The organism is Winogradskyella ludwigii (genome assembly GCF_013403985.1).
GTDB lineage: Bacteria > Bacteroidota > Bacteroidia > Flavobacteriales > Flavobacteriaceae > Winogradskyella > Winogradskyella ludwigii.
In genome coordinates this window covers 962,649-976,960 of record NZ_JABFDF010000001.1, presented here as the reverse complement: position 1 = coordinate 976,960, position 14,312 = coordinate 962,649, and the positions used below count along the sequence as shown (strand labels likewise).

12 protein-coding genes are annotated in these 14,312 nt (G+C 32.4%); 8 read left to right on the top strand and 4 right to left on the bottom strand.

Translation table 11 applies throughout. From position 1 onward, the window contains the following. The first annotated feature begins 11 nt into the window (after nucleotides 1–11). Nucleotides 12–638: a carbonic anhydrase gene (locus HM981_RS04090; RefSeq protein ID WP_179337302.1), complete on the top strand. Its 627-nt coding sequence runs from the start codon at nucleotides 12–14 to the stop codon at nucleotides 636–638. 26 nt (nucleotides 639–664) lie between these two features. On the opposite strand, the gene HM981_RS04085 is transcribed toward HM981_RS04090, so the two are convergent. Beyond that, nucleotides 665–1,192: a CvpA family protein gene (locus HM981_RS04085; protein WP_179337301.1), complete on the bottom strand. Its 528-nt coding sequence runs from the start codon at nucleotides 1,190–1,192 to the stop codon at nucleotides 665–667. Nucleotides 1,193–1,385: 193 nt separating this feature from the next. Here HM981_RS04085 and HM981_RS04080 point away from each other — a divergent pair, with 193 nt between their 5' ends. The 7 genes from HM981_RS04080 (at nucleotide 1,386) to HM981_RS04050 (ending at nucleotide 9,895) form a co-directional block, all read left to right on the top strand. After that, nucleotides 1,386–1,742, top strand: coding sequence for a hypothetical protein (locus tag HM981_RS04080; protein ID WP_179337300.1), 357 nt, complete (start codon nucleotides 1,386–1,388; stop codon nucleotides 1,740–1,742). A 70-nt stretch (nucleotides 1,743–1,812) separates the two neighbouring features. Continuing rightward, nucleotides 1,813–2,832, top strand: a complete 1,020-nt coding sequence (gene pheS, locus HM981_RS04075) for a phenylalanine--tRNA ligase subunit alpha (protein WP_179337299.1) — start codon at nucleotides 1,813–1,815, stop codon at nucleotides 2,830–2,832. A gap of 167 nt (nucleotides 2,833–2,999) precedes the next feature. Next, nucleotides 3,000–3,503: a GbsR/MarR family transcriptional regulator gene (locus HM981_RS04070; protein WP_179337298.1), complete on the top strand. Its 504-nt coding sequence runs from the start codon at nucleotides 3,000–3,002 to the stop codon at nucleotides 3,501–3,503. 13 nt (nucleotides 3,504–3,516) lie between these two features. Next, the gene (locus HM981_RS04065) at nucleotides 3,517–4,650 is read left to right on the top strand and encodes an efflux RND transporter periplasmic adaptor subunit (protein WP_179337297.1); all 1,134 of its coding nucleotides are present in this window, start codon (nucleotides 3,517–3,519) and stop codon (nucleotides 4,648–4,650) included. Between the two features lie 21 nt (nucleotides 4,651–4,671). Then, nucleotides 4,672–7,809, top strand: coding sequence for an efflux RND transporter permease subunit (locus HM981_RS04060; RefSeq protein WP_179337296.1), 3,138 nt, complete (start codon nucleotides 4,672–4,674; stop codon nucleotides 7,807–7,809). A 4-nt stretch (nucleotides 7,810–7,813) separates the two neighbouring features. Next, entirely contained in the window at nucleotides 7,814–9,232 is a 1,419-nt protein-coding gene (locus tag HM981_RS04055) for an efflux transporter outer membrane subunit (RefSeq protein WP_179337295.1), read from the top strand. Nucleotides 9,233–9,499: 267 nt separating this feature from the next. Then, a complete protein-coding gene (locus HM981_RS04050; protein WP_179337294.1) occupies nucleotides 9,500–9,895 on the top strand; it encodes a hypothetical protein in 396 nt (131 codons plus the stop codon). A 205-nt stretch (nucleotides 9,896–10,100) separates the two neighbouring features. On the opposite strand, the gene HM981_RS04045 is transcribed toward HM981_RS04050, so the two are convergent. From HM981_RS04045 to HM981_RS04035, 3 genes are all read right to left on the bottom strand, one after another. Next, nucleotides 10,101–11,102, bottom strand: coding sequence for an NAD(P)H-dependent glycerol-3-phosphate dehydrogenase (locus HM981_RS04045; protein ID WP_179337293.1), 1,002 nt, complete (start codon nucleotides 11,100–11,102; stop codon nucleotides 10,101–10,103). Nucleotides 11,103–11,199: 97 nt separating this feature from the next. Beyond that, the gene (locus HM981_RS04040; RefSeq protein ID WP_179337292.1) at nucleotides 11,200–12,393 is read right to left on the bottom strand and encodes a helix-turn-helix domain-containing protein; all 1,194 of its coding nucleotides are present in this window, start codon (nucleotides 12,391–12,393) and stop codon (nucleotides 11,200–11,202) included. 65 nt (nucleotides 12,394–12,458) lie between these two features. Continuing rightward, complete coding sequence (locus HM981_RS04035) at nucleotides 12,459–14,180, bottom strand: T9SS type A sorting domain-containing protein (protein ID WP_179337291.1); 1,722 nt, start codon at nucleotides 14,178–14,180, stop codon at nucleotides 12,459–12,461. Between the last annotated feature and the right edge of the window lie 132 nt (nucleotides 14,181–14,312).

The following is a 14,312-nucleotide window of genomic DNA, read 5'->3' as shown; positions in this document are numbered from 1 at the left end:
GAAGAAGACCTATGGATTTAAGTAACGTATTTAGAAATAATGAAAAGTGGATTAAAGACAAATTAGAAAATGATGCCGCTTATTTTGATAGGTTAGGCGAAGGTCAAAATCCAGAGTTGTTATTTATTGGGTGCTCAGATAGTAGAGTAACCGCCGAAGAATTAATGGGGCTTGGTCCTGGTGATGTTTTTGTACACCGTAATATTGCCAATATGGTAGTTGGTACAGACGCTAATGGCATGTCTGTAGTTAATTACGCGGTTACACATTTAAAAGTAAATCATGTCGTAGTTTGTGGACATTACGCATGTGGTGGTGTAAAAGCAGCCATGCAATCTGCAGATTTAGGGGTGTTAAACGGTTGGTTACGTAATATTAGAGACGTTTATAGAATGCATCATGATGAGTTGAATGCTATAGATTGTGAAGAAAAAAAATACGATCGTTTAGTAGAACTTAATGTACAAGAGCAATGTGTAAATTTAATTAAAACAGCAGCAGTACAAAAAGCTTATAGAGATAGAGGCTTAAAAGTACACGGTTGGGTGTTTGACGTTCACACAGGAAAATTAATAGATTTAAAAATTAATTTCGAAAAATATCTCAAAGATATTATGGAGATCTACCACTTGGATTAGATGAAATCCAATAGAGAAAGTGGCTTTTATTCTTCTTCTTCTTCTTCTTCTTCTTTAATTATAGTGTCGTCTTCACTCTTTATTAAACTAGGAAAAATCATTGGCGCTAAAGATTTTACAGGTTTATAAAGCATACTTTCTTCTAGATCCTCTTTTTCCATAAAAGGTAAGGTATTATTCATTTTATGAAAAACAATTAAAAGTACACTAAGAATTAATCCAATCTTAACAGCACCAAAAACACCACCTGCCAGTTTATTTATAATGCCTAAAGCAGCAAAATCAGCTAATTTGGTTAATGCTTTTCCTGCTAAGCTAATCACCAAAACAATCACCACAAAAGTGATGGCAAAAGCGATAATATTTATGGTTCTTTCATTCCAATCGACCTTAGATTCTAAAAGTTCAGAAGCAAAATAACTAAAGTGAATAGCACCATAAACACCCAAAACAAGTGCAACTAAAGAAGCAACTTCTACAAAAAGTCCTTTAGATAAGCCACGTATAAATCCAAATAATAAAAGGGCTGCTAAAATAATGTCAATTATACTCATAGTGGTAGTGGTTTAGACAAACGTACACAATTTTCCGCATTTATAAATAATAACGCAATTCAAGATGCTTTAGTTTCTTAACTTTGAAGTCTTAAAAAAGGTTAGAGTTGAATTCCCAATTATAAATTCAATGCATGGAACCTAATAGTATTAAAATAATCAAATAAGATTTCCATTTATATAGTAAGAGAACATGGCAAGAGACGAACAATTAAAAGTACGATGGGATTTGGTGGTAGAGAAACTCTCTAACCAGTTTGCAGACGGAGATCGATTAGATCTCGATTCTATAATTTATCTTATTGGTGTTCAAGAGCTTGGGCAATTGCATCGCGAATATAAAAAAGATCATAAACTAGATTTAATGCATATTGCAATTTGTAAGGTTTTAGAGCCTTATGGGTTTTATGAATTCGATTTTGTAGACGACGATGGTTGGCCACATTATAAAGTATTAGCGCAATTGCCTCATCTTAAAGCTGGTGAGCAAAGTGTGTTAATGAAAGAAGCGATTGTTAATTATTTTGTAGAAACAGAATATATTGAATAGCTTAGACATCGTTCAGTTACCATAACTCGCAAAAAAAAACTAAATTTGCACTCGTTTTTGAATAGATACCATGATAGATAAGATAAAAGAACTTATAGCAGAAGCAGAAGCTTTTAAAGCACAATCTAAAGAAGAGGTTGAAGCCTTTAGAATTAAATACTTAGGTGCAAAAGGGCATTTAAAAGCATTTTATGGCGAATTAAAAAATGTAGCGAATGATCAGAAACGAGAATTCGGACAAATAATTAATGAGCTTAAAAATACAGCTGAAACTAAAGTTAATGACTTAAAGGAAGCTTTAGAAAGTCAGGAGGAGGATAAAGGAATTTATGGAGATTTATCTCGACCAGGAGAACCAATATCTATTGGTGCGCGTCATCCTATATCTATAGTTAAAAATGAAATTATTGATATCTTTTCTCGTATTGGTTTTAACGTAAGTGAAGGTCCAGAAATCGAAGACGATTGGCATAATTTTACAGCGTTAAATTTACCAGAATACCATCCGGCAAGAGATATGCAGGATACGTTTTTTATTCAAACTGATCCAGATATTTTATTACGTACACATACCAGCTCTGTGCAAGTGCGTTATATGGAAAACAATAAACCGCCAATACGTACTATTTCGCCAGGTAGAGTTTATAGAAATGAAGCAATTTCGGCACGTTCACATTGCTTTTTTCATCAATTAGAAGGTTTGTATATTGACAAAGATGTCAGTTTTGCAGATTTAAAACAGACCTTACAATACTTTACAACAGAATTATTTGGTAAATCTAAGATCAGATTACGTCCATCTTACTTTCCATTTACAGAACCAAGTGCAGAAATCGATGTGTTTTGGGGATTAGAAAGCGAAACAGATTATAAGATAACCAAAGGAACAGGTTGGTTAGAAATTGGTGGTTGTGGTATGGTAGACCCAAATGTTTTAGCAAATTGTGGTATAGATGCCACCGAATACTCAGGTTTTGCCTTTGGTGTTGGTATAGATCGTATAGCAATGTTGTTAAACCAAATTAGTGATATTAGATTATTGAGCGAGAATGATGTTCGCTTCTTAGAGCAGTTTAAATCTGCCTTATAAACTTCCAAAAAATATATTCTAAAGCCGACTGTTATCAGTCGGCTTTTTTTATTAACATCAATTTAACTTCGTTTAGTTCGGTTTGTTCCGAACTAATAATATATTTGCATGAAATTTATTGTGAATAGTTCACTTTCAAATAACAGTAATCAATAAATTAATTAAAAATGAAAGAAAGTATATGCCAAAAAAAAATGGGTTTAGTTGAAAAACTAGGTGTCCATTTAGAAGCAAGAGAACAATTAGCTCCTGTGGCTGCGCGTATTTTATCTTACATTATACTAACAGGTAAAACCGGAGCAACTTTTGAAGATATGGTGAGTATTCTTTGTGCAAGTAAAAGCACAATTTCTACACACCTTAATCATTTACAAGATCTAAATAAAATTGAATATTTCACAAAAACAGGAGATCGTAAAAAATATTTTATAATTAATAAAAATACGATTATTCAGCATGTAGATAGAATGATAAATCATTGGGATCAAGAGCGAGAAATTCATTTAGAAATCAAAGATTATAAAGAAAAACAAAACACTAAAAAAATTGAAAACGTAGATGAGAAATTCGATTTAAGTTTTCATAATGATTACGTGAAGTTTATAGATGAAGCCACATCATCAGTAAAAGAATTAAGAGAAAAGTTAATAAACAACCAATTCCATATATAAAGAAAGATTAAAAATGAAAAACAAAATTTTATATACCATTATAGCACTAAGTTCATTCTTAGTTATTATCAGTTGTGGTGAGAACAAAGATAATGCCGCAGCTGCTCAAGAAGCTCCTCCTGCACCTTTTCCTGTCACTCAATTACAAATTAAAACTGTAACAGGTTTTACAGAATATCCTGCAACTATAGAGGGTGTTGTAAATAGTGATGTAAGAGCTAAAACATCAGGTTATATTGAAAAGGTATATGTAGATGAAGGACAGAAAGTACGTAAAGGTCAAGTGTTATTTAAGTTAGAAACACAATCTTTAAGTCAAGACGCAGGTGCTGCAAAAGCACGTATTAATGTAGCACAAGTAGAGGTAGATAAATTGATTCCTCTTGTAGAAAAGAACATTATTAGTGCCGTACAATTAGAAACAGCAAAAGCAAATCTAGCACAAGCAAAAGCAAATTATAGTGGAGTTTCTGCAAATATCGGTTATGCAACCATTAAAAGCCCAATAGATGGTTATGTTGGTTCTATTAATTTCAGAGAGGGGACTTTAATTAGCCCGAGTGATGCAAGGCCTTTAACTACTGTAAGTGAAATAGATCAAGTTTATGCTTTTTTTAGTTTTAACGAAGCACAATATATCAATCATTTACAACGCTCAGAAGGAGCAACGAAAGCTGAACGTATTAAAAATTCACCAGACTTAAGTTTGATTTTAGCGAATGGTAAGATGTATTCTGAAAAAGGACGTATTCAAACAAGCACAGGACAAGTTAACCAAAGTACAGGTACTATTAAGATTAGAGCCGCTTTTGATAACCCTAACGAAATTTTAACTAACGGAAATAGTGGTAGAATTAGATTTCCTATAGAATATAAAGATGCGATAGTTGTACCTCAAACAGCAACTTTTGAGCAACAAGGAAATGTAATGATTTTTAAACTTGGTGAAGATAACAAAGTAGAAACTGCTATTTTAGAAATAGAAGGAACAGTAGATAACTTATATGTTGTAGGATCTGGTTTAGATGTAAAAGATAAAATTATTATTTCTGGAGTAGGTAAACTAAGAAACGGAATGGTAATCGCACCACAAGACACAACTTTTGAAGAAGCAATTAAGCCCATTGCAACTTTATTCAGAAATTAAATAACACCAAACATATTAGTCATGTTAAAAACATTTATTGAAAGACCTGTGCTTTCGACAGTAATTTCTATTATTATAGTTTTACTAGGAGCAATAAGTATTGGTACGTTACCAATAGAGGAATACCCAGATATTGCACCACCAACAATTAAGGTGTCTGCAAGTTATACTGGTGCAAATGCAGAAACCGTTTTAGAGAGTGTTATTATTCCTATAGAAGAGCAAATTAATGGTGTAGAAGGAATGACATACATTACGTCTACGGCATCAAATACAGGAACTGCTGAAATTACGGTCTATTTTGATCAGGATATGGATGCAGATATTGCAGCTGTAAACGTACAAAACCGTGTCGCTAGAGCAACACCATTATTACCACAAGAGGTTACTCAAACAGGTGTAACCACACAGAAACAAGAAACGAGTGCATTAATGTTTGTTTCTATGTATTCTGAAAGTGAGAATTATGATGCAACGTTTATTCAGAATTACTTAAAAATTAACGTTATTCCTGCAATGCAACGTATTAGTGGTGTTGGTGATGTTAGTGTATTCTCACAACAAGATTATGCCATGCGTATTTGGTTAAAGCCAGAAAAATTAGCAGCTTATAATCTAATTCCTTCAGATATTTCTGCAGCTTTAGCAGAACAAAATTTAGAAGCCGCAGCAGGTTCTTTAGGTCAAAATAGTGGAGAGTCTTTTTCATATACCTTAACTTATAGTGGTCGTTTTAAAGACGAAGCACAATACAGTGATATTGTAATTAAAGCTTTAGGAAACGGTGAGTTTTTAAGATTAAAAGATGTAGCAACTATAGAATTAGATGCACAATCTTATGCAGCAAATGCAATGAGTTTAGGACATCCTGCTGTTTTTATGGGGATTTTTCAAACTAAAGGTTCTAATGCACAAGAGATTATTGAAGGTATTAAAACCACTTTAGATGCTGTAGAAAATGATTTACCTGAAGGCTTAGGTATTTTTGTACCTTATGATACCAGTTTATTCTTAAACGCATCTATAGAAAAAGTAATTCATACTTTACTTGAAGCCTTTTTACTGGTATTCTTAGTGGTATTTATTTTCTTACAAGATTTTAGATCGACATTAATTCCGGCAATTGCAGTACCAGTTTCTATTATTGGTACGTTCTTTTTCTTGAATGTTTTTGGGTATTCAATTAACTTGTTAACACTATTTGCACTAGTTCTCGCCATTGGTATTGTGGTAGATGATGCCATTGTTGTTGTGGAAGCCGTCCATGCTAAAATGGATGAAGGAGAAAAAGATCCAAAGAAGGCGACATTAACTGCTATGAATGAAATTTCTGGAGCAATTATCTCTATTACTTTGGTAATGGCTGCTGTATTTATTCCGGTAACTTTTGTAACAGGTCCAACAGGTGTGTTCTACGAACAATTTGGTGTGACGTTAATTATTGCGATTCTAATTTCTGCAGTAAACGCCTTAACATTAAGTCCGGCTTTATGTGCATTATTATTAAAGTCACATAAAGAAGATGAAGAACTAAAAGGAAAAAGTCCATTAAAACGTTTTTATACACTTTTTAATCGTGGATTTAATGCCACAATAAACAAATACGGAAATTCACTTCAGTTCTTATATAAGAAAAAATTTGTGTCTGTATTGTTATTAATTATTGCAGTTGTAGGTATTTATTGGGCAGCAAATAATACACCAACAGGTTTCGTACCTAATGAAGATAGAGGTATTATTTTTGCCAATATTGAATTACCAGCTGGTGCATCTTTAGATAGAACAGACGGTGTTGCAAGAAATCTATACTCTAAAATTGATGGTATGGACGGTATTGTAGGTGTCAACTTTATTAAAGGTAGAAGTTTAATAAATGGTACAGGCTCAAACTACGGAATGGGAATTATTAAGTTGAAGGATTGGAGTGAACGTGAAGATCCATCACTTTCTTCAGCAGCTATTACAGGAAAATTGTTTGGTATTGCAGCTGGAATTCCAGAGGCTAAAATTATTTTCTTCTCACCACCTAGTATTCGTGGATTTGGTAATTCAGCAGGATTTGAAGTTAATTTATTAGATAAATTTGGCGGTGAATTCACCGACTTAGATCAAGCCAATAAAGATTTTACAATGGCTTTAATGAGTCATCCAGAAATTAAATATGCACAATCGGCTTTTAATACAAGCTATCCACAATATGAGATGGAAGTAAATGTGCCTTTAGCAAAAGAAAAAGGAGTTGATATATCTAGTATTTTTTCAACCTTACAAGGTTATATAGGTGGTATATATGCTTCAGATTTTTCTAAATTCGGAAAACAGTTTAGAGTATATATTCAGGCTTTACCAGAAGACAGAGCAGATGTAAATGCTTTAAACAGCATGTATGTAAGAACAGATACAGGCGAAATGACACCAATTACACAGTTTGTAAACTTAGAACGCGTTTATGGACCACAATCGGTAACGCGTTTTAACTTATTAAATTCTACGAGTATTACAGGTGCTACCAATGAAGGGTTTAGTACTGGTGATGCTATTAGAGTCATTGAAGAAGAAGTCGCAAAATTACCAAGTAATTATACCGTTGCTTATTCTGGTTTAACTCGTGAAGAGGTGAGTGCAGGAAACCAAACAACGTTCATTTTTATCTTAAGTATTTTGTTTGTGTATTTCTTATTAAGTGCACAATATGAAAGTTATTTATTACCGTTTGCTGTAATTCTATCTTTACCATTTGGAGTATTTGGTGCTTATATAAGTACCCATCTTTTAGGATTAGAGAATAATATTTATTTTCAAATTTCCTTAATTATGTTAATTGGTTTATTAGCCAAAAATGCCATACTTATTGTAGAAGTTGCATTACAACGACGAAAAGCAGGAGAGAGTATTGTTGATGCGGCTATTACCGGAGCAAAAGTACGTTTGCGTCCAATTTTAATGACATCATTTGCTTTTATATTAGGGTTAATGCCGTTAGTATTAGCAACAGGAGTTGGTTCTGAAGGAAACCGATCTATAGGAACCGGAGCCGTTGGTGGCTTGCTTATAGGAACCATTTTAGGGGTCTTTGTAATTCCTATTTTATTTATATTATTTCAATGGTTACAAGAAAAATTTTCTAGTAAACCAGCAGTACAAATTATTGAAGAATAAAACTATGAAATCAATTATAAAACATAGAAATTTTAGTAAAGGAGCTCTTTTACTAATTGTAGCGCTAACATTACAAAGTTGTTTTGTAGCACAAGATTATGTGCGACCAGAATTAGATATAGAATCTGAAGCGCTTTACAGAACAGAAAATCTTCCAACAGATAGTATGTCTATGGCAGATGTATCTTGGAAAACATTATTTACAGATCAGAAGCTTCAAGACTATATTGAAGAAGGTCTACAAAATAATATGGACATACGTATTGCAATACAGCAAATGATAGCTGCAGAGGCTTATGCAAAACAAGGAAAAGCAGGTTATTTGCCTACTGTAAGTGTAGGAGCTAATTATACGCGTCAAGAGTTTTCAGAAAATAGCCAATTTGGTTCAATTTTTAGTGGTGGTTTAGATACCTATGATGTTACTGCAGATTTATCTTGGGAAGCTGATATCTGGGGAAAAATAAGAAGTAATAAAAGAGCGTCGCAAGCTGATTATTTACAAAATGTTGCTGGACATCAAGCGGTGAAAACACAACTGATTTCTAGTATTGCAAACACGTATTACAACCTATTAGCTTTAGATGCACAGTTAGAGATAACCAAACAAACTATAGCAACTAGAGAAAGTGGTGTAGAAACCATTAAAGCTTTAAAAGATGCTGGCCAAGTAACACAAGTTGCTGTAGATCAAAATATCGCTCAATATAATAGTGCAAGAGCATTACAAGTAGATATTGAAGTTGCTATTTTTAAAACAGAAAATACGTTGAGTATTTTGTTAGGTAAAGCTCCTCAAGAGTTTGAGAGAAGTGATTTAGATACTCAAAGTATTTCTCAGGATTTGAAACTGGGAGTTCCTGCAACATTGCTAAGAAATAGACCAGATGTTATGGCTGCAGAATATGCTTTAATTAAAGATTTTGAGTTAACCAATGTAGCCAATAGTAATTTTTATCCATCGTTAACTTTAACAGCTTCTGGTGGTTTGCAAAGTTTAGAATTAGATAAGTTATTTAATGCTAATTCATTATTCGCTACAATTGTTGGTGGCTTAACGCAACCACTTTTAAACCAAAGAAAACTTAAAACTCAAAAAGAAGTTGCCCTTGCAAATCAAGAAGCTTCACTTTTAAATTTTAAGAAAACCTTATTGGTTGCTGGTAGTGAAGTCTCTAATGCTCTATATTCTTTTGATGCCGAAACTAAAAAATTCGAATTTAGAAAAAATGAAGTTGAAGCGTTACGCACTGCTGAGGCAAACTCAGAAGAATTACTTAAAAATGGTTATGCTAACTATTTAGATTTATTAACTGCAAGGCAGAGTGCTTTAAGTGCAGAGCTTAACATTATAGATAGCAAATTACAACAATTAGTATCTATAGTAGATTTATACGAAGCCCTTGGTGGTGGGTGGAAATAAGTATTAAAACATAATTTATTTTAAAACACACCTATTAGCAATTTGTAAAATGTACTATTGAAAGTGCTCCTGAAGCATCAAAATCAATTAGTAATTACATTAACAATATCACGGAGAATATTATTAGTGATGAGTTACAGTTATTTGCTCTAGAAAAATAAATTGAAGATTAAGACGTCTTTATTTAACCACAATTACGAAAACGAAAAGCAGATTTTAGAGATAGAATCTGCTTTTCTGTATTAAATAGATTTGTATTTTTGCAGCATGAAGAAAGATATTGAAATTCCAGAAGTTAAAGATGTTTATGTTGCCGTTGTGCAAGAAGAGCATATTGAATATAAAACTCAAGACTGGAATGCTTATATCATTAACAATACTGATAAAGACCTAGAAACGGTTTTAATTGTTTCTCAAGGTTACACAGATAAGAAAATGACGCCTCCAATGCGTCATACGCTTTCTAAATTGCCGGCAAGAAGTTACGCTAAGATTGAATATTTACAGGAAAAAGTTTTAGAGCTGAATAACGAATTTAAAATCACGTTTTTTGAAGGCAATAAAATGTTTGATAAAACCTATTTGTTCAGAAAAAACACGATTAATGATAGGGCTTTACAGACTATTCCATTAATGCAATTGCGTGGTGTTTTGGTAAAATAAAATTCCTGCGAAGGCAGAATCTCTTTGTGTATTGATAATAACTAAACAGTGTCAACTAAAGATTGCAAAGTTGGTGCGTTAGGGATTACTCATATATTCTATTTTATTAAATATGAATTCGTGAGTGTTTCACAATTGAAACGGCATCCTTTTGTTTTTTTTCAAAAGATATAGTGGAAATCCCGACCTTTAGGTAACGCGATAGTTAATCCAGCTTATCAACTAATTTTTTAAATGTTTTTTTAGCATCTTTCCCTTCATATAAAATATCATAAACTGCATTTATTATAGGGAGTTGCGTTTTCTTTTTATTCTTTTTGTTTAATTCAAAGGCACTTTTTGTGGCGTAATAACCTTCTGCAACCATATTCATTTCCATTTGTGCAGATTTTACGGTGTAGCCTTTGCCAATCATATTTCCAAACATGCGGTTTCTAGAAAATACAGAATAACCCGTTACTAATAAATCTCCTAAATAAGCCGAGTTATTAATATTACGTTTCATCTTATGCATCTTTTTAATAAAACGCTTCATTTCACGAATAGAATTACTCATTAATACACTTTGAAAATTATCTCCGTAGCCTAAACCATGAGCTATTCCAGCAGCAATAGCGTAAATATTTTTTAGCATAACTGCGTATTCAATGCCAATAACATCGTCACTAGTTTTTGTTTTAATATAATCGCTTGCTAAATTATCTGCTATGGCTTGTGCTTTTTTAGTATCGTCACAAGCTATGGTTAAATACGATAAACGCTCAAGTGCGACCTCTTCTGCATGACAAGGACCAGCGATAACTGCAATGTTTTCGAAAGGAATATTATAGGCATCATGAAAATGCTCACCAACTAATTTTCCGGTTTCTGGCATAATACCTTTTACGGCAGAAACTATAGTCTTTTTACTAATATCTGTAGTGAGTTTTTCTAATTCGGAATGCATAAACGCAGATGGAATCACAAAAATAAGGACATCTGCCCAATCTGCAATTTCGTTAATATCGTTGCTAAGTTTTAATTGCTCTGTATGAAACTCTACAGAACTTAAATAACTGGGATTATGTTTTTCTTTTAGGATATGTTCCTTAGCATAAACACTTCGCATGTACCAACCAACTTCATCTAAATTTTCGCAAAGCATTTTTACAATGGCTGTTGCCCAACTTCCTGCGCCAAATACAGCATATTTTGTGGTGTCACTCATAGTGATTGTGTCATTTTTCTATATCAAAAATAGTCAAAATAATGTGAAATTTAGTTTTAAAGGACTAAGTATTGTCTCTTAAAGTGCGGTAAGATATTTAGGATACTTCCTGAAATTTTTTATTATAATTAGAGGGTGAGATCCCTTCTTTTTGCTTAAAAATTCTATAAAAACTGGCTTTAGACTTAAAACCGGCATCATAGGCTATAGAAATAATAGTGTATTTTTCAGCATCACCATTTTCAAATCGTTGCTTAATGGCATTAATGCGGTATTCATTAATTAAATCGTAAAAATTAGTATTTAAATGATGATTTAGTAATTCAGATAGTTTTTTGTTAGAAATATCCATGTACTCGGAAAGTTGAGTTAGATTAAGATCCTCATTGAGATACACTTTATCTTCTGTTAAAAGTACGTGTAGTTTTTGTTTTAAATTTTCAATTTCTAGAGGCTTTAAGCTATCGAGTTGCCTAACTATTGTTTTTTCCTTTTCTGTTGTAGTATCAGTGTCTAAAATAGGATCTTTAAAAGATGTTTGAGTTTCATCTAATTGGTCTAATAGAAAGCTTGGAATAAGAATTTGAGCTTGATATAATCCCTTATAACCCAAATAAAGATATAGGAAGAATAACATAAAGGCGATAACGGTACCAATATTCCATAAATCTACTGTAAAAAAGAATTCGTAAACACTAAGTAGCGAATCTATAATCACAATGATTAAAAATCCAATTATAAAATGTTTATACCACTGAAGATTTTGTGACGATAGATTGGCATAATTTTCTTGTATGGATATTTTTAAACGATTTAAAAATTTAAGCGTTTTAAAAATGTAAAAAATGATGAATATATTTTCTAAGATATTAAATGGAATCTCTAATGTAATATAAAGGTTGTGATAACTATCAAAATAATCTGTAGTCATTGCAATGAATAGTGGCACATTACAAAACACAAAAACTAAGGCAAAAGGAATGAGACTCTTTAGATAGGGTTTTAAAATTTTCTCTTTAGAAAACACTAAGGATTTAACCAAATACAAAAAAGAGGGTCCTAAAAGGTAACCAACTCCATGACCAAAAAGTATAGCAATACCTCCCGTAATTCTAATTTTGTGGAGATAAGAGTAGTAATAGAGTAAAAAGAAAAAGGCGTTTATAAAAAATATGTTCAGTATAGTTTTTGAAAAATGAACTTTAGATTTTATAAGTATAAGAATTAAGAACGCTAAGAAAGACATTCCTGCGATTAAAAAGAAATCGATAAACATTTCCCAACTATACATACTTCGAATATAGAAAGGTTATGCGTTGAATCCAAAAATTACCTCAAGAATGTCTGTTTTAGTTATTATTTTTTTAAAATTTTAAAAGTTTGATAACTTTCATTTAATGATAAAAAATAAAATCCACCTTTTAAATGGCTGATATTGATTTCATTATTAAATAGTAATTTACCTGATAAAATTAATTTACCGTTTACATCAAAAATGGTGTAGTTTTCAGAAAGTATTGGCTGCTGACTAGTTATGTAAAGAATGTCATCTACAGGGTTTGGATACACTTTAAGGGTATTGTTAATGCTATTATCTGTTATGCTTAATAAATTACCTTGGGCAATTTTAAAAAGGTAATTATCTCTAAATCCAGAAGATGTAATTTGTAAGTTCTCAGTTGAAAAAGGACTAATATCTGCAGTTTCTCTAAAGGATCCAGCAACTATAATATTGTCATTAGTGTCTACGGTTATAGGTTGAGTCTCTATTGCGTTTAGAGCTCCAAATTGATATGCTCCTATAAATGCTCCTGAGCTATTTATTTTTAATAAATAACTATCAAAAATATGGGTAGTTTGTTTATTTAGTGTGTAACCACCAACTGTTATTGATGCACTAAAGAAACCGGTAGCATAAACATTGTTGTTAGAATCTGTATCTATGCCGTAACCAAAATTTGATTCTGTACCTCCATCAATCTCTTTAATCCAAACGGTGTTTTCATTAGTGAAGTTAATTTTTGCAATAAAAGCTTCATAATTGCCATCAGAATCAATGGTTAATTGATCCGTGGTGCCTTCATTAGATGTTAAAACACCTCCATAATACCCAGTTACATAAGCGTCATTATTAGTGTCAACAGCAATTGCAGTTCCGATGCATTCAGATTGGGCTTCGCCAACTTTAATTGCATTTTGGTAATTACCTGATGCATCTAGTTTTAGAGCAAATAAACCTCTGTAGTTAGCGGTAGTACTTAGGGTAATTGCACCAGGACCAAACATAGGCGTGTAAAAAGTAGCCGTTTCTCTATATTGCCCAGTAATATAAGAATCACCTGTTGGTGTTACATCTATGCTCATACCCAAGTCAAAGTCTGTACCTCCAGCACTGTACATCCAAACATAATAACCTTCAGAAGCATATTTTAAAACAAATATATCAGAGTATCCGCTGCTTGTAATAGATGAAGTTCCTGCAGCATGAGCAATTGATATTGTACTACTAAAATATCCTGTTACATATATGTCTCCATTACTGTCTGTGCCAACATCAGTTATACTCTCAAAAGAATCATCGGTTGCTCCAAAAGAAGTTGCCCAGATAAAGTTTCCATTAGTATCTAATTTTACAATAAACATTTCATAATTTGTAGAACTTAGAATATATTCTTCAGAACCAGGATTGGCATCAAATTCTCCAGCATCAAAATAACCGACAATAATGACATTGCCATTTAAGTCTACAGAAATACTTTTAGGTATTACAGAATGATAAGGGTCAATATCACTATCATCTGGTTGAGCCAATGATTTTGCCCATAAGACATTTCCAGCGCTATCAGTTTTTGTTACAAACCCATTAAAGAAACCTAAACCGCTTAAGGTAACTGTGCCAAAAGTAGAAGTTTCTGCAAAATAACCAGTTGTATAAGTATTGTCATTATTATCTGTTGCAACAGATAGCATTACGTCTTCTGAATACCCACCAAATTTTTGGTGCCATTCTACGGTTTGAGCTTCACAAATTAATGCAACACAAAGGCTAATGCATAAGAGGGTAATTTTCTTTTTCATAATATAGTTTTAAAGGATTGTTCTTTACAAATGAACCAATTTCTTTTTATAAAAGGTTCTTATTGGAAGCATTGATACTAATTTAAGACCATACATCATCGATATTTTGGCACGCCTTTTGAAACTACACTC

Coding starts and splice junctions, on each gene's coding strand:
- HM981_RS04045 (WP_179337293.1), bottom strand. CDS start 11,102: ATGAGTGACACCACAAAATATGCTGTATTTGGCGCAGGAAGTTGGGCA.
- HM981_RS04060 (WP_179337296.1), top strand. CDS start 4,672: ATGTTAAAAACATTTATTGAAAGACCTGTGCTTTCGACAGTAATTTCT.
- HM981_RS04040 (WP_179337292.1), bottom strand. CDS start 12,393: ATGTATAGTTGGGAAATGTTTATCGATTTCTTTTTAATCGCAGGAATG.
- HM981_RS04080 (WP_179337300.1), top strand. CDS start 1,386: ATGGCAAGAGACGAACAATTAAAAGTACGATGGGATTTGGTGGTAGAG.
- pheS (WP_179337299.1), top strand. CDS start 1,813: ATGATAGATAAGATAAAAGAACTTATAGCAGAAGCAGAAGCTTTTAAA.
- HM981_RS04065 (WP_179337297.1), top strand. CDS start 3,517: ATGAAAAACAAAATTTTATATACCATTATAGCACTAAGTTCATTCTTA.
- HM981_RS04050 (WP_179337294.1), top strand. CDS start 9,500: ATGAAGAAAGATATTGAAATTCCAGAAGTTAAAGATGTTTATGTTGCC.
- HM981_RS04055 (WP_179337295.1), top strand. CDS start 7,814: ATGAAATCAATTATAAAACATAGAAATTTTAGTAAAGGAGCTCTTTTA.
- HM981_RS04070 (WP_179337298.1), top strand. CDS start 3,000: ATGAAAGAAAGTATATGCCAAAAAAAAATGGGTTTAGTTGAAAAACTA.
- HM981_RS04085 (WP_179337301.1), bottom strand. CDS start 1,192: ATGAGTATAATTGACATTATTTTAGCAGCCCTTTTATTATTTGGATTT.
- HM981_RS04090 (WP_179337302.1), top strand. CDS start 12: ATGGATTTAAGTAACGTATTTAGAAATAATGAAAAGTGGATTAAAGAC.
- HM981_RS04035 (WP_179337291.1), bottom strand. CDS start 14,180: ATGAAAAAGAAAATTACCCTCTTATGCATTAGCCTTTGTGTTGCATTA.